The following is a 17,759-nucleotide window of genomic DNA, read 5'->3' as shown; positions in this document are numbered from 1 at the left end:
AACAAGTAAGTACGGATGACTCCCGATGAATGCAGAAGACTCCTTGAAGCTCGCCCGCAGATTCATTGAACTGCCGCTGGAAAAGCGCCGGCTGTTCTTGAAGGCTCTGGACAAGGAAGGCGTCGACTTCTCTCTGCTGCCGATTCCTGCGGGGGTTGCGGTGCCTGATCGCCAGGCCCTGTCCTACGCGCAGCAGCGCATGTGGTTTCTCTGGCAACTGGACCCGCAGAGCGCGGCCTACAACCTGCCCAACGCGGTCCGCCTGAGCGGGTCTCTGGACCGGACAGTGCTGGCGCAGGCCTTCGATTGGCTGCTGGAGCGGCATGAGAGTCTGCGCACGGTCTTTGCCCTGGAGGACGATGAGCCTCGGCAGGTGATTCAGGAGGCGCGGGTCGACATCGATTATCGGGATCTCTGCGACCTCGGCCCGGCGCAGCGCGAAGCCCGGGTGCAGCAGTTGGCCGACGCCGAAGCGCGCCGGCCCTTCGATCTGCAACAGGGGCCTTTGCTACGGGTTTGCGTACTGGGCCTGGGCGAGCAGGAGCACGTGATGCTGTTGACCCTGCACCATATCGTCGCGGACGGCTGGTCGATGGGGGTCTTGATCGAGGAGTTCCTGCACGCCTACGACAGCCTGCTTCAGGGTGAGGCGCCAAGTGTTCCGGCGTTGCCGATCCAGTACCGCGACTACGCCCTGTGGCAGCGCAGCTGGCTGGAGGCGGGGGAGCAGGAGCGTCAATTGGACTACTGGCGGGCCAAGCTGGGTGACGAGCATCCGCCGCTGAAACTCCCCACCGACCATCCGCGGCCGACCCATTCCAGCCGCCAGGGGCGCCGCCTGGATTTCGCACTGGAGCAGCCTCTGGCCCAGCAACTGGGCGCCCTGGCGCGCCAGCAGGGGGTGACCCTGTTTGCCGTGCTGTTGGCTGGCTTCAAGCTGCTGCTGTCGCGCTACAGCGGCCAGCAGGACATCCGGGTCGGTGTGCCCATCGCCAACCGCACGCGCCAGGAAGCCGAGGGGTTGATCGGTTTCTTCGTCAACACTCAGGTATTGCGCACCGAGCTGAGCCCGCAATTAACGGTGCAGCAACTGCTGGCCGATATCCGTGAGACCACCCTGGGCGCCCAGGCCCATCAGGACCTGCCCTTCGAGCGCCTGGTGGAAGCTCTGCACCTGGAACGCAGCCTGAGCCACAGCCCGCTGTTCCAGGTGCTGTACAACCACCAGCCCCAGGTCACCGAACTGACCACCCTGCGCAGCCGCTCCGGGCTGGAAGTGCAGGCCTTGCCGCGCAACGAGCGCACGGTGCAGTTCGACTTGACCCTGGACACCTTCGAGCGCGGCGGTCAGTTGCAGGCCGCCTTCACTTATGACTGCCAACTGTTCGAGCCGCAGACCATCGAGCGCATGGCCGGCCACTGGCAGAACCTGCTGTGGGCGATGGTGCGCGAGCCGCAGTCGGCGCTTGCCGAACTGCCGCTGCTCAGTGCCCAGCAGCACCGGGGCATCCTGGCCCAGGGGGTTGGCGCAGAAGAGGTGTTCAGCGCCGAATCGGTGCTCGAACTCTTTGCCCGCCAGGTCGCCGCGCAGCCCGAAGCACCGGCCCTGGTATTCGCCGGGCAGTGCCTGAGCTACCGCGAGCTGGACCTGCGTGCCAGCCGTCTGGCCGCAGCGCTGGTGGCGCGTGGCGTGGGGCCGGAAGTGCCGGTGGGTATCGCTGTGGAGCGTTCCCTGGAGATGGTGCTGGGCCTGTTGGCGGTGCTCAAGGCCGGCGGTGCCTATGTGCCCCTGGACCCGCAATACCCCGAACAGCGCTTGAGCTACATGCTTGAAGACAGCGGCGTACGCCTGTTGCTGAGCGAGACGGCGGTGCAGCCGCGGCTGCCGGTGGCGGCCCGGGTCGAGGTGCTGTTGCTGGATCAGGCACAGGCCTGGGCGCCGGACAGTGACCCGCTGGCAGCCTTGCCCGGGATGGCTGCCGGGAACCTGGCCTATTCGATCTACACCTCCGGCTCCACCGGTGCCGCCAAAGGCGTGAGCATCACCCACGGAGCCCTGGCCAACTATGTGCAGGCGATCATCCAGCGCCTGCCGCTGGGGGCTGCGCGCACTATGGCCGTGGTCTCGACCATCGCCGCGGATCTTGGCCACACCACGCTGTTCGGCGCCCTGTGCTCCGGCAGTTGCCTGCACGTGATCGACCTGGATACCGGGTTGGACGCCGACGCCTTCGGCGCCTACCTGCACACCCACCAGATTGATGTATTGAAGATCGTCCCGTCGCATTTGCAGGCGCTGATGAGCGGCGAAGAGCCGGCCCGTTCCCTGCCGCGCCAGTGCCTGGTGCTGGGCGGCGAGGCCTGTCCGGCGGCGCTGGTCCGCAGGATCGCGACCCTGGCGCCAGAGTGCGCGGTGTTCAACCACTACGGCCCCACGGAAACCACGGTCGGCGCCCTGACCATGGCTGCCGCTGCGCTGGCGGACGAGCTGGCGGTGGTGCCCCTGGGCCAGCCTCTGGCCAACGTCCGCGCGCGGGTCCTGGATGCATCGCTGCAGCCGGTGGCGCCCGGCACCCCGGGCGAGCTGTACCTGGGTGGCGCCGGCCTGGCGCGGGGTTACCACCAGCGCGCGGCCTTGACCGCCGAGCGCTTCGTGCCGGACCCCTTCAGCGGCGATGGGCAGCGTCTGTACCGCACCGGTGACCTGGCGCGCTATCTGGAGGGTGGGGTTATCGACTACCTGGGGCGCATCGACCATCAGGTGAAGATCCGCGGCTACCGTATCGAACTGGGGGAAATCACCGCGGCCCTCAAGCAGTTGTCCCAGGTCGAAGACGCCGTGGCGCAGGTGGTCAGTGTGGCGGGCGAGTCGCAAGTGGTGGCCTATGTGGTACTGGCCAAGGCTCAAGAGCCGGAGGCGGCGTGGCAGGAGATTCGCCGGCAACTGGCGGTGGCCTTGCCCGACTACATGTTGCCGATGCATTTCCTGGCGTTGGACGGCATGCCTTTGACCCCCAACGGCAAGCTCGACCTGCGGGCCTTGCCGCCGTTGCAGCAGCAGGCGCCGGTGGAGGCCTTTGTGGCCCCGGTCAGCGAGCTGCAGCAGGGCATCGCGGCGATCTGGCAGGCGGTGCTCAAGGTCGAGCGGGTGGGCCTGGGTGACAACTTCTTCGCCCTGGGCGGTCATTCATTGCTGGCGACCCAGATCATGTCCCGGGTGCGACGCCTGCTGGCGGCGGACGTGCCGCTGCGGGTGCTATTCGAAACCTCGCGCTTGGACGAGTTCGTCGAACAGGTACAGGCCTGCGCGGGCGCCGCGGCACTGCCGCAGATCGAGGCGCTGGAGCGTGATGGGCCCTTGCCGGCTTCCCATGCCCAGCAGCGGCAGTGGCTGTTCTGGCAGATGCACCCGCAGAGCACCGCCTACCACACGCCGATCGTGGTCCGGTTGCAGGGGGGGCTGGACCAGGCTGCCTTGCAGCAGACCTTCGACGCCCTGACGCAGCGCCATGAAGCGTTCCGCACCACTTTCACCCAGCATCAGGACCGTCTGTGCCAGGTGGTGCATGCGCAAGGTGAGATCAGTGTGGCCTGGGAGCGGCTGGCGCCGGGCCTGCCCCGCGCGGCCGTCCAGGCCCGCGCTCTTGAGGAGACCCAGCAACTGTTCGACTTGGAGCACGGCCCCCTGTGCCGGGCCCGGGTGCTGCAGATCGCCGAGCAGGATTGCCTGCTGGTGGTGACCTTGCACCACATCATTTCCGATGGCGCTTCCATGAGTGTGCTGGCCCGGGAATTCGTCGCGCTGTACCGCGGCTTGATCCAGGGGCAGGCACCGCAGTTCGAGCCGTTGAGCGTGCAGTACGCCGACTACGCCAACTGGCATCGCAACTGGCTGGAGCAGGGCGAGCAACAGCGCCAGCTGGATTACTGGCGCCAGCAACTGGGGCTGGAGCATCCGGTGCTGGAGCTGCCTCTGGATCATCCACGCCAGGCCCTGGTCACCCACCGCCAGGAGCGCCTGGGCCTGCGCCTGCCGACGGACCTGGAACAGGGGTTGCGCCGAGTGGCGCGGGAACATGACATGACCCTGTTCCAGCTTTTCCTGGGATCGTTCGCGTTGTTGTTGCACCGTTACTCCGACCAGCCGGATATCCGCATCGGGGTGCCGGTGAGCAATCGTCGCCACCAGGAAATGGAAGGGGTGATGGGCTTCTTCGTCAACACCCTGGTGATGCGCATTGAGCTGGCGCCGAACCTGCCGGTGGGGCAGTTGCTGCGGCAGGTCAAGGCCACGGCCCTGGCCGCCCAGGCGCATCAGGACCTGCCGTTCGATCGTCTGGTGGATGCTCTCAAGCCTCAGCGTGCGTTGGACCAGAACCCGTTGTTCCAGGTGATGTACAACCACCTGAGCATTGCTGGGGAGAGCACCGACGGCGCCAGCCTGCCGGGCCTGCTGGCCGAGGAAATGGTCCTGCAGGGCGGGACCGCGCAATTTGACCTGACCCTGGAAACCCTGGAGACCGACGCCGGGATCAACGCTTCGTTCATCTATGCCGGCGAGTTGTTCGAGGTGGCCACCGTCGAACAGTTGGCCGACCACTGGCGCAACCTGCTGCAAGGCCTGCTTGAACCGCAGCGGGCCCTGGGCGAGCTGCCGATGCTGGGTCAGGACGAGCAGCGCCGCATTCGCCAGGATTGGGACCACACCGATGTGGTCTACCCGACCCACCGTTTTGTCCATCAGCTGTTCGCCGATCAGGCGGCCAAGGCCCCGGATGCGCCGGCGGTGTTCTTCGCCGAGCAGCGCCTGAGCTACCGCGAGCTGGATACTCAAGCCAACCAGCTGGCGCACAAGTTGATCGAGCTGGGCGTTGGCCCGGAAGTGCGGGTGGCGATTGCCATGCCGCGCTGTGCGGAAATCATGGTGGCCTTCCTTGCCGTGCTCAAGGCCGGTGGGGTCTATGTACCGCTGGATATCGAATACCCCCAGGACCGTCTGCGCTACATGATGCAGGACAGCGGCGCGTGGCTGCTGCTGACCCAGAGCCATCTGCTGGATCGCTTGCCGATCCCCGATGGCCTGCCGACCTTGTCGGTGGAGCGGGCCGCGGATTTTGCCGGCTATCCCGCCAGTGCCCCGCAGGTGGAGCTGGCCGAGGAAAACCTCGCCTATGTGATCTACACCTCCGGCTCCACCGGCTTGCCCAAGGGCGTGGCGGTGTCCCATGGGCCGCTGGCGATGCACAGCCTGGCCACCGGTGAGCGTTATGAAATGAGCCCGGCGGATTGTGAGCTGCACTTCATGTCCTTCGCCTTCGACGGCTCCCATGAAGGCTGGATGCACCCGCTGATCTACGGCGCCAGCGTGCTGATCCGCGACGATAGTTTGTGGTCGCCGGAATTCACCTACGAACAGATGCATCGCTACGGCGTCACCGTCGGTGTGTTCCCGCCGGTGTACCTGCAACAACTGGCGGTACACGCCGAGCGCGACGGCAATCCGCCGGCGGTGCGGGTCTACTGCTTCGGCGGCGATGCAGTGCCCCAGGCCAGTTACGATTTGGCGTGGCGAGTGCTGCGGCCCAAGTACATCTTCAACGGCTACGGCCCGACCGAAACTGTGGTTACGCCGTTGATCTGGAAGGCCAAGGCGGGCGATCCGTGCGATGCGGCCTATGCGCCTATCGGCAATATCGTCGGCAATCGCAGCGCCTATGTGGCCGATGCCAACCTCAACCTGTTACCGGTTGGCGTGGCCGGCGAGTTGTACCTGGGCGGCCTGGGCGTGGCCCGGGGTTACCTGGATCGACCTGGGCTGACAGCGGAACGCTTTATCCCTGACCCCTACAGCACCACCGGTGCCCGGCTGTACCGCAGCGGCGACCTGACCCGCTATCGCACCGATGGCTTGGTGGAGTACGTAGGCCGTGTCGACCATCAGGTGAAGGTGCGGGGTTTCCGTATCGAACTGGGCGAGATCGAAGCGCGCCTGTTGGAACAGGACCCGGTGCTGGAAGTGGCGGTGATCGCCCAGCCAGGGCCGAGTGGCCAGCAGCTGGTGGGCTACATCGTGCCGGTGGACGCCGAGGTGGCGTTGAGCAACGAGCGCCAGGCGCAGTTGCGCGAAAGCATCAAGGCTCGCCTGCGGGAAAGCCTGCCGGACTACATGGTGCCGACTTACCTGCTGTTCCTCGAAGCACTGCCGCTGACACCGAATGGCAAGCTGGACCGCAAGTCGCTGCCGAAAGTCGATGCGCAGTTGATGCAGCAGACCTACGTGGCGCCGCAGAACCCGCTGGAACAACAGATCGCGGCGATCTGGGCCGATGTGCTGAAACTTGAACAGGTGGGCGTCACCGACAACTTCTTCGAGCTCGGGGGCGACTCGATCATCTCGATCCAGGTGGTCAGCCGTGCGCGGCAGGCCGGTATCCGCTTCACCCCCAAGGACCTGTTCCAGCACCAGACGGTGCAAGGGCTGGCCACGGTGGCGGAGCAGGGCGAGGGCGGGTTGCAGATCGATCAGGGTCCGGTGCGTGGCGAAATGGCGCTGCTGCCGATCCAGCAGTGGTTCTTCGACACCCCGGTGCCGGAGCGTCATCACTGGAACCAGTCGGTGCTGCTCAAGCCGCTGAAGCCTCTGAGTGCCCAGGCACTGCAGCAGGGCTTGCAAGCCTTGCTCGAACACCACGACGGCCTGCGCCTGAAGTTTGTCGAAGAAGGCGCAGCCTGGGTCGCGACTTATGCTCCGCTGGGGCAGGTGACTGCGGCACCGTTGGCGGCGACGCAGGCCGATGCGCTGCTGTGGCTGGCGGACGACGCCAATGAAGAATCGCTGCAAGCCCTGTGTGATACCGCACAGCGCAGCCTCGATCTGCAACAGGGGCCTTTACTGCGTGCCGTGCTCTTCACGTTGCAGGACGGCACCCAGCGCCTACTGCTGGCCATCCATCACCTGGTGGTGGACGGGGTGTCCTGGCGGGTGCTGCTGGAGGACCTGCATCAGGCCCTGGTACAGCAGGCCGCCGGGCAAGCCATCAAACTGCCGGCCAAAACCAGCTCCTCTCAGGCCTGGGCCGGGCAATTGCAAGCCTATGCCAACAGCGCGGCGCTGCAGCAGGAGCTGGGTTACTGGCAGGCGCAACTGCAGGGCGTCGAGTCGGGCCTGCCTTGTGACCGGACAACGGATCAGGTCGTGATCAAGGACGCCCTGAGCGTCAGCACCGAACTGGACCCGAGCTATACCCAGCGTCTGTTGCAGGACGCGCCGGCAGCCTATCGCACCCAGATCAACGATCTGCTGCTCACTGCCCTGGCCCGGGTCATTACCCGCTGGACCGGCGACAGCAGCGCCCTGGTGCAACTGGAGGGCCACGGCCGCGAAGAGCTTTTCGACAGCATCGACCTGAGCCGCACTGTGGGCTGGTTCACCAGCATGTTCCCGGTGAAGCTGACACCGCAGCCGGCGCTGGCCGACTCGATCAAGCTCATCAAGGAACAGCTGCGGGCGGTGCCGAACAAGGGCATCGGCTTTGGTGCCCTGCGCCACCTGGGGGATGCTCAAGCACAGGCAGCCCTCGCGGCACTGGCGGTGCCGCGCATCACCTTCAACTACCTGGGCCAGTTCGATGGCAGCTTCGATGAGCCGGATGCCTGGTTTGCCCCCAGCGCCGAAGCCAAGGGTGCCGATCAAGGCGCCCAGGCTCCGCTGGGCAACTGGCTGAGCATCAATGGCCAGGTCTATGGCGGCCAATTGAAGCTGGGCTGGACCTTCAGCCAGGCGATGTTCGATACCACCACCATCCAGCGCTTGGCAGACGAGTATGCCCAGGAGCTCCAGGCCCTGATCGAGCATTGCAGCCAGCCCGAGCACCGTGGGGTGACCCCGTCGGACTTCCCGCTGGCGGGCCTGAACCAACAGCAACTGGACCAGTTGCCACTGGCCCTGGCTGAGGTCGAAGACCTTTATCCGCTGTCGCCGATGCAGCAAGGCATGCTGTTCCACACCCTCTACGAGCAGGGCGCGGGCGACTACATCAACCAACTGCGGGTGGATGTGGACGGGCTTGAGCCCGAGCGCTTCCGCCAGGCCTGGCAGGCGGCCATCGACGGCCATGACATCCTGCGCAGCGGCTTCCTCTGGCAGGGCGAGCTGCCGGCGCCGATCCAGGTGGTGCACAAGCGTATCCGCCTGGACTTTGTCGAGCATGACTGGCGGGCGAACGAGGCCGTGCCAGCCGCCCTGGATGGTTTGGCCGAGGAGGAGCGCCTGCGTGGTTTCGACCTGCTGGCCGCGCCACTGCTACGCCTGACTCTGGTGCGCACTGGCGAGCAGCGTTACCACCTGATCTACACCAACCACCACATCCTGATGGACGGCTGGAGCAACTCACGGCTGCTAGGGGAAGTGCTGCAGCGCTATGCGGGGCAGTTCGCGAGCCAGGCACCCGGGCGCTATCGCGACTACATCGCCTGGCTGCAACGCCAGGACGCCCAGCTCAGTGAGACCTTCTGGAAACAGCAACTGGCGGCCCTGGATGAGCCGACCCGTCTGGCCCAGGCCATCAGCCGCGGTGGCCAGGCTCCGGCCGGCAAGGGCTACGCCGCCCATCAGCAGCACCTGGATCTGCAACAGACGCAACGCTTGAGCGAGTTCGCCCGCCAGCAGAAGGTCACGGTCAATACCCTGGTGCAAGCCGCTTGGCTGTTGCTGCTGCAACGCTACACCGGGCAGGACAGCGTGGTGTTCGGTGCCACCGTGTCCGGGCGTCCGGCGGAGCTCAGGGGCGTGGAGCAGCAGATCGGCCTGTTCATCAACACTCTGCCGGTCGTGGCTGCGCCGCGTCCGGACATGCCTGTCAGTGACTGGTTGCAACTGGTGCAGGAACGCAATCTGGCCCTGCGTGACTTTGAACACACGCCGCTGTACGACGTGCAGCGCTGGGCCGGCCTGGGGGGCGAGGCGCTGTTCGACAACATCCTGGTGTTCGAGAACTACCCGGTGTCCGAGGCCCTGGCCCAAGGCGCCCCGGCACAGTTGCGCTTTGGCATGGCGGCCAACCATGAGCAGACCAACTACCCGCTGACCCTGTCGGTCTACTTGGGGCAGACTCTGGCGTTCGACTACAGCTATGCCCTGGAGCATTTCGCCCAGGCGAACATCCAGCAACTGGCGGGCTACCTGGAGCAGGTGCTCATGGCGCTGGTGGAGCAGCCGCAGTCGAGCATCGGCGAGTTGGCGCTGACTGGCGCTACCGAGCGCCGCTTGATCGAGGAACAACGCAGTCGTACTCCGGCGCGTGACCTGTCGCCGCTCTGTGTCCAGCAGTTGATCGAGACCCAGGCCGCGCGCACTCCGGATGCCGTGGCGCTGCTGTGCGCCGGTGAGCCACTGAGCTATGGCCAATTCAACCAGAGGGCCAACCAGTTGGCCCATAAGTTGATCGAGCAGGGCGTGGGCCCGGATGTGCGGGTGGGCATCGCCGTGGAGCGCGGGCTGGACATGATTGTCGGATTGCTGGCAGTGCTCAAGGCCGGCGGCGCCTACGTGCCGCTGGACCCCGAGTACCCCCAGGACCGGCTGCACTACATGATGCAGGACAGCGGCATCCAGCTGCTGCTGACCCAGACTCCACTGCTGGAGCGCCTGCGCGACGGCGTGGAGGTACCCCACCTGTGCCTGGATCAGCAGGGCCTGGACGGCTATGCCCGGAGCAACCCGCAACCGCGGGCGCAGGGTGCCAACCTGGCGTACGTGATGTACACCTCCGGCTCCACCGGACGGCCCAAGGGTGTAGATATCAGCCACAGCGCCTTGAGCCAGCACGCCCAGGTTTCCCGGGACTACTTCAACATGAGCGCGGCAGACCGTGGCCTGCAGTTCTCCACCTTCAACTTCGACGCCTTTGTCGAACAGCTGTACCCGGCGCTGATCTGTGGCGCCTCGGTGGTGATTCGCGGCAAGGAGCTGTGGGACAGCGAAACCTTCTACCGCGAGCTGATCGAGCAGGGCATCAGCATCGTCGACTTGAGCACCGCTTACTGGTTCATGCTGGGCAAGGATTTCGCCACCCGCGAACCCCGCGACTTCGGTCGCCTGCGCCAGCTCAACCTGGGGGGCGAAGCCATGCCGGCAGAAGGCGTGGCGGCGTGGAAGAAGGCCGGCCTGAAACACGCCTGCCTGCTCAACACCTACGGGCCGACCGAGGCCACGGTGAGCGTTACCGCCCATGACTGCAGTCGCTACCTGCAGGATGGGCAGGCGTTGCCGAGCCAGATGCCGCTGGGCAAGGGTTTGCCGGGCCGCTCCATCTACCTGCTGGACAACAGCGGCAACCTGACCCTCAGCGGCGCAACCGGCGAGCTGATGATCGGTGGCGAGTTGCTGGCCCGGGGTTATCACGACCGCCCAGGCCTGACCGCCGAGCGTTTCATTCCCGATCCGTTCAGCAGCGATGGTGGGCGCCTGTACCGCTCCGGTGACCTGGCCCGCTATGACGCCGAAGGCGTGATCGAGTACGCCGGGCGCATCGACCACCAGGTGAAGATCCGCGGTTTCCGTATCGAAATGGGCGAGATCGAAGCGCGGCTGCTGGAGCTACCGCTGGTGCGCGAGGCAGTGGTACTGGCCCAGGAGGCAGCCGGTGGTCCACAGCTGGTGGCCTACGTGGTGGCGGCCGCGGGCGTGGCGGTGGAGAGCCTGGAACAGCAGACGCAGTTGCGCGAGCAATTGAAAGCGGCCCTCAAGCAGGTGTTGCCGGACTACATGCTGCCGGCGCACCTGCTGTTCCTTGAGGCCCTGCCGTTGAGCCCCAACGGCAAGCTGGACCGCAAGGCCCTGCCCAAGGCCGACGCCAGCCTGTTGCAGCAGGCCTACATCGCTCCACAGAGCGAACTGGAACAGCAGGTCGCGGCGATCTGGGCCCAGGTGCTGGAGGTCGAGCAGGTGGGCATGAACGATAACTTCTTTGAACTAGGTGGGCATTCCTTGTTGGTAACCGCGATGGTCTCTCGAGTCCAGCTCAAGCTTGGGCGCCAGGTCAGTGTGCAGATGGCGTTTGAATTTCCCTCCCTGGGGCTGTTCGTCAGCCAGTTGCAGAAGACGCCCGGCCAGGTGCAAGACGCCGACCTGAGTGCGCTGGAACTGTTGCTCGACGAAATGGAGGCTGTGTAATGGACAACACCACCGCGCTGAAAATTGTCAAAGGCTTCATCCTGCTGCCCCTGGAAAAACGCAAGGTCTACCTGCAGAAGATGCTCGAACAGGGCATCTCCCCGGCCAACCTGCCGATTCCCGAGGTACGCCTGAGCCAGGAGCACCTGCCGCTGTCCTATGCCCAGCAACGCCAGTGGTTCCTCTGGCAACTGGCGCCCGAGAGCACGGCCTATCACATTCCCAAAGCCCTGCGCCTGCGCGGGAAGCTGAACGTCGAGGCCTTGCAGCGCAGTTTTGACAGCCTGATCGCCCGCCATGAAAGCCTGCGCACGCATTTTGTCGAGGAGGCCGACACGGCGCTGCAGGTGGTCGCCCCCGAGGCGCGCCTGGAACTGGTGCGCCAGGCACTGCCGGCGCAGGCGAGCGAACAGCAGATCCAGGTGGCCGTGCAGGACTTCGTCCAGGCCCAGACCCGGCAGCTGTTCGATCTGCTGGCCGGGCCGTTGCTCAGGGTCGGCCTGTTGCAGGTGGCCGAGGATGACCATGTGCTGGTCCTGACCCAGCACCACATCGTCTCCGATGGCTGGTCGATGCAGGTCATGGTGGATGAACTGATCGCGCTCTACATCGGTTACTGCCAAGGGCAGACGGCGCCGTTGCCGGCGCTGCCGATCCAGTATGCCGACTACGCCCTCTGGCAGCGCCACTGGATGGAGGCCGGTGAAAAGGACCGGCAACTGGCCTACTGGACGGCGCAACTGGGCGGCGAGCAACCTTTGCTTGAACTGCCTCTGGACCGCCCGCGTCCCGCGGTGCAGAGCCATCGGGGCGGGCGCCTGGAGCTGACCCTGGAGCAGCCGTTGAGTGAAGCCCTGGGCAGCCTGGCCCAGCGGGAAGGGGTGACCCTGTTCATGCTGTTGCTGGCCTCTTTCCAGACCCTGCTGCACCGCTACAGCGGCCAGGCCGATATCCGCGTCGGTGTACCCATTGCCAACCGCAACCGGGTCGAGACCGAGCGCCTGATCGGCTTCTTCGTCAACACCCAGGTGCTCAAGGCCGAGATCGACGGGCAGATGTCCTTCAGCCAGCTGTTGCAGCAGGTGCGCCAGACCGCCCTGGCGGCGCAGGCGCACCAGGACCTGCCTTTCGAGCAACTGGTGGAGGCCTTGCAGCCGGAGCGCAGCCTGAGCCACAACCCGCTGTTCCAAGTGATGTTCAACCACCAGGTGGAAGCGGCGGTCGCAGGCAAACCCCTGAACCTGCCTGGCCTGAGCATCGAGGCTCTGGACTCCCAAGGGCAGTCGGCGCAGTTCGATCTGACCCTGGACACCGTGGAAACCCAGGGTCGGATCGCCGCGTCCCTGGTCTATGCTACCGATGTGTTCGACGCCGCCACCATCGAGCGCCTGGCCGCCCATTGGCGTCATTTGCTGCAAGGCGTTGCCCGCCAGCCGCAGCAGCGCATCGGCCTGTTGCCATTGCTGGGGGCCGACGAGCAGGCGCAGATCCTCGACCAGTGGAACCCGCAGCAGCAGGCATTCCCTTCCCGGGCCTGCGTCCATCAGCTCATCGAGGCTCAGGCCGCCAGGGCCCCCCAGGCCATTGCCCTGACCTTCGCCGGGCAGAGCCTGGACTACCGGCAGCTCAACGATCGGGCCAACCGCCTGGCGCACAAGCTCATCGAGCAGGGCGTGGGCCCCAATGTACTGGTGGGGCTGGCGGTGGAGCGCAGCCTGGAGATGGTCATTGGCCTGCTGGCGATCCTCAAGGCCGGCGGTGCCTATGTGCCGCTGGACCCGGCCTATCCCCAGGATCGCCTGCAGCACATGATGCAGGACAGCGCCATCGCGTTGCTGCTGACCCAGGGGCATCTGCTGCAGGGCTTGCCGGCGTTTGCCGGCAGTACCTGGTTGCTGGAGCAACCCCTGGACGGCTACCGGGTCGACAACCCCGAGGTCGGGGTAACACCCGAGGACTTGGCCTACGTGATCTATACCTCCGGCTCCACCGGCAAGCCCAAGGGCACCTTGCAGCCGCACCACAACGTCCTGCGCCTGTTCGCGGCCACCCAGGAGTGGTTCCAGTTCGGCCCCGAGGATGTCTGGAGCCTGTTCCACTCCTATGCGTTCGACTTCTCGGTGTGGGAGATTTTCGGGGCCCTGTTGTACGGCGGGCGGCTGCTGATCGTGCCCCAGGAGGTGGCGCGCTCGGCCCAGGACTTCTACCCGCTGCTCTGCAGCGAGGGCGTGACGGTGCTCAACCAGACGCCGTCGGCGTTCCGCCAGTTGATGCACGTGGCCTGCAGCGCCGAGCCTGTGCATCGGTTGCGCTACATCGTGTTCGGTGGCGAGGCTCTGGAGGTCAATACCCTGCAACCCTGGTTCCAGCGTTTCGGCGATCAGCGCCCGCAGTTGGTGAACATGTACGGCATCACCGAAACCACGGTACACGTGACCTATCGTCCCTTGTCCGTGGCGGATCTGAGCCTGACGGGGGCCAGCCCGATTGGCGAGCTGATTCCCGACATGTCCTGGTATTTGCTGGACGGCAACCTGCAACCGGTGCCCAAGGGCTGCATCGGTGAGCTGTATGTCGGGCGTGCCGGGCTGGCCTGGGGCTACCTGAACCGCGGCGACTTGAGTGCGGCGCGGTTTGTCCCGGACCCGTTCGGCGAGGCTGGTGGGCGTCTCTACCGCACCGGCGATCTGGCGCGTTATCAGGCCGACGGTTCGATCGGCTACATCGGCCGTATCGACCACCAGGTGAAGATCCGCGGTTTCCGTATCGAGCTGGGGGAGATCGAAGCGCGGCTGCTGGAATTGTCTGCGGTGCGTGAGGCGGTGGTGCTGGCCCCGGAAGGCCCCGACGGCCCGCAACTGGTGGCCTACGTGGTGCCCGCCGGCCTGGACTGGAACGGCCAGGACCCGCTTGCCGAGCAACTGCCACTGCGCGACGCCATCAAGGTCGGGCTGCGCGAGCACCTGCCGGGCTACATGGTTCCGGCCCATGTGCTGTTCCTCCAGGCGCTGCCCCTGACCGCCAACGGCAAGCTCAATCGCGCTGCCTTGCCGGCCATCGACGGCAGCCTGTTGCAGCAGGCCCACGTGGCCCCGCGCAGCGAGCGCGAACAGCAAGTGGCCGGGATCTGGGCCCAGGTGCTGAAACTGGAAAAGGTCGGCTTGACCGATAACTTCTTCGAGCTCGGCGGCCATTCGCTGCTGGCTACCCAGGTGATGTCGCGCATCCGCCAGGAGCTGGGCATCGAGGCGCCGCTCAAGCTGCTGTTCGAAGGCGAGTCGCTGGAAGATTTCGTCCGCCTGCTGGGGCCGGAAACCGCCCAGCCACTCCAGTCGATTCCCCTGGTGGACCGGCAGCAGCCGCTGGTGGTGTCCTATGCCCAGGAGCGCCAGTGGTTCCTCTGGCAGCTGGACCCCGACAGCAGCGCCTATCACATCCCCATGGCCCTGCGCCTGCGTGGCGCTCTGGATAGCCAGGCCCTGCAAAGCAGTTTCGATGCCTTGATCGCCCGCCATGAAAGCTTGCGCACGCACTTTGTCGAGAGCGCCGGGGGCCTGACCCAGGTGATCGCGGCCCAGGCCCGTTTGCCCATCAGCCAGCAGGACTTGTCCCTGTTGGTGGAGGCCGGCAATGCCGATGACTTGATCAAGCAGGTCATCGACACTCAGGTACGGCAGGCGTTCGACCTGCGCCAGGGGCCTTTGCTGCGGGCCACCCTGGTGCGCCTGGCGGCGGACGAGCATGTGCTGGTGCTGGTCCAGCATCACATCGTTTCCGATGGCTGGTCGATGCAGTTGATGGTGGAGGAACTGATCCGGCTCTACGGCGCCCATAGCCAGGGGCAGGAGGCCGAGTTGCCGGCGCTGGCGGTGCAGTACGCGGACTACGCTGCCTGGCAACGCCAGTGGATGGAAGCCGGTGAGCGCGAGCGGCAACTGGATTACTGGTTGCAGCAACTGGAAGGCGGCGCTCAGGTTCTGGATTTGCCTCTGGACCATCCGCGGCCGTTGCAGCAAAGCCACAAGGGCGCGCGCCATGGCATCAGCCTGGATGGCGCCTTACCGGGGGGGCTGAAACAGCTGGCCCAGCGCGAAGGGGTCACGCTGTTCATGCTGTTGCTGGCCTCGTTCCAGGTACTGCTGCACCGCTACAGCGGTCAGGCGGACATCCGCGTCGGGGTGCCGACCGCCAACCGCAATCGGGTGGAGACCGAGCGCCTGATCGGCTTCTTCGTCAATACCCAGGTGCTCAAGGCTGAAGTCGACGGGCAACTGAGCTTCAGCGACTTTCTAAGTCAGGTCAAAAGACGCGCGCTGGAGGCCCAGGAACATCAGGACCTGCCCTTCGAACAACTGGTGGAAGCCCTCAAGCCGGAGCGCAGCCTGAGCTACAGCCCGCTGTTCCAGGTGATGTTCAACCACCAGGCTGCCGCCCGCCAGGACGCTGCAACCCTGGAGATTCCAGGGTTGCAGGTGCAGATGCTCAGTGGCGAGGACAGCACGACCCAGTTCGATCTGAGCCTGGACACCTTCGAGTCCGGGGATCGCCTCTGGGCTTCCCTGACCTACGCCACCGACCTGTTCGAGGCATCAACCATCGAGCGTCTGGCCCAGTCCTGGGTGCAGTTGCTGCAGGGCATCGTCCAGCAGCCGCGCCAGCGTCTGGGGGATTTGCCGCTGCTGGGTGCTGCCGAGCAGAACCAGTTGCTGCACGAGTGGGTCCCGGCCACCGGTGAGTTTGCCGGCGAGCACTGCGTGCACCAGTTGGTACAAGCGCAAGTACAGAAAACCCCTAACGCCGAAGCCCTGCTATTTGCCGGTCAGCGCCTGAGCTACCGGCAGCTCAACGAGCGGGCCAACCGTCTGGCGCACAAGCTGATCGAGCTGGGTGTGGGGCCTGAAGTGCGGGTGGGCGTGGCCTTGCAGCGCACCCCGGAAATGGTCGTGGCGCTGTTGGCGGTGCTCAAGGCCGGTGGCGCCTATGTGCCCCTGGACCCGGATTATCCACAGGATCGTCTGGCCCACATGCTGCGCGACAGTCAGGCGCAGATTCTGTTGACCGAAAGCGCGTTGCTGGCACTGCTGCCGTCCGTGGAATCCCTGCAGACCCTGCAACTGGATGCCCAGCCGGGCTGGCTGGATGGGTACTCGACAGACGACCCCGCGCCACGAGCGACCCCGGACAATCTGGCCTATGTGATCTACACCTCCGGTTCCACCGGTCTGCCCAAGGGCGTGGCGATTGCCCATCGCAACGTGCTGGCGCTGATCCAATGGTCGAACCGGGTGTACAGCGCTGAAGACTTGCAAGGGGTGCTGGCCTCGACTTCGATCTGCTTCGACCTGTCGGTGTGGGAGCTGTTTGTCACCCTGTCCAGCGGCGGTTCCATCGTCCTGGCCCGCAATGCCCTGGAGATTCCGGAGCTGGCGGATCGCGACCGGGTGCGCTTGATCAACACCGTGCCGTCGGCAATTGCCGCGCTGCAACGCAGCGGGCAGATTCCGCCTAGCGTGCGAATCATCAACCTGGCGGGCGAACCACTGAAGCAGGCCTTGGTAGATAGCCTCTACCAACAGCCCGGGCTGGTGCATGTCTACGACCTGTATGGCCCTTCGGAAGACACCACCTACTCGACCTACACCCGGCGCGAGGCGGGAGGGCAGGCCAATATCGGCCGGGCCATCAGCAACACCCAGAGCTACATCCTCAGCCCGGACCTGCAACCGGTGCCGGTGGGCAGTGCCGGCGAGCTGTACCTGGCCGGTGCCGGGGTCACCCGTGGCTACCTGGCACGCCCGGCGTTGACCGCCGAGAAATTCGTGCCCAACCCGTTCTCCAGCGATGGGGGCCGGGTGTATCGCACCGGCGACCTGACCCGCTATCACGCCGATGGGGTGATCGAATACATCGGTCGTATCGACCATCAGGTGAAGGTCCGCGGTTTCCGTATCGAGCTGGGGGAAATCGAAGCGCGGCTGGTGCAGCAAGCGGCGGTGCGTGAAGCCTTCGTCCTGGCCCAGGACGGCGAGAACGGCCAGCAATTGGTGGCCTATATCGTGCCGAGCGAGGCCACCCCGACCGTCGAGGCCCAGGCCGCCCTGCGTGACAGTCTCAAGACTGCACTCAAGGAACACCTGCCGGACTACATGGTGCCGGCCTACCTGCTGTTCCTCGAAGCGTTGCCGCTGACCCCCAACGGCAAGCTCGATCGCAAGGCCCTGCCCAAGGTCGAGGCCCAGCAGATGCAGCAAGTCTATGTGGCGCCGCAGAGCGAGCTGGAGCAGCAGGTCGCGGCGATCTGGGCCGATGTGCTGAAGCTGGATCGGGTGGGCATGAGCGACAACTTCTTCGAGCTGGGCGGCCACTCCCTGCTGGTGGCCCAGGTGGTGACCCGGGTCAAGCAGCAGTTTGGCGTGGATATTCCCATCAAGTCGCTGTTCGGTGCAGAGAGCCTCGCGGCCTTTGTCGAGAAGGTTCAGGCCCTGCGGCAGACAACTTCTTCGCTGCAGGACGAATTGGCTAAATCTTTGGAGGCCCTCAAACGTTTATCTCCCGATGATCTTGAAAAAATAATTTCTTAGGCGAG

The 17,759-nt window shown here is 65.4% G+C and carries 2 protein-coding genes; both read left to right on the top strand.

Translation table 11 applies throughout. From position 1 onward, the window contains the following. Positions 1–25: 25 nt before the first annotated feature. On the top strand, positions 26–11,173 hold the full coding sequence (locus tag P7C00_RS22140) for a non-ribosomal peptide synthase/polyketide synthase (RefSeq protein WP_404937377.1): 11,148 nt from the start codon (positions 26–28) through the stop codon (positions 11,171–11,173). After that, on the top strand, positions 11,173–17,754 hold the full coding sequence (locus P7C00_RS22135; protein WP_404937376.1) for an amino acid adenylation domain-containing protein: 6,582 nt from the start codon (positions 11,173–11,175) through the stop codon (positions 17,752–17,754). Before P7C00_RS22140 ends, P7C00_RS22135 begins: the two co-directional genes overlap by 1 nt. The last annotated feature ends 5 nt before the right edge of the window (positions 17,755–17,759 follow it).

It is taken from the genome of Pseudomonas sp. JDS08PS003, from assembly GCF_045013505.1.
GTDB classification, from domain to species: Bacteria; Pseudomonadota; Gammaproteobacteria; order Pseudomonadales; family Pseudomonadaceae; genus Aquipseudomonas; species Aquipseudomonas protegens_B.
Note: the sequence above shows the minus strand (reverse complement) of the source record. Positions and strands in the feature narration are given on the sequence as shown.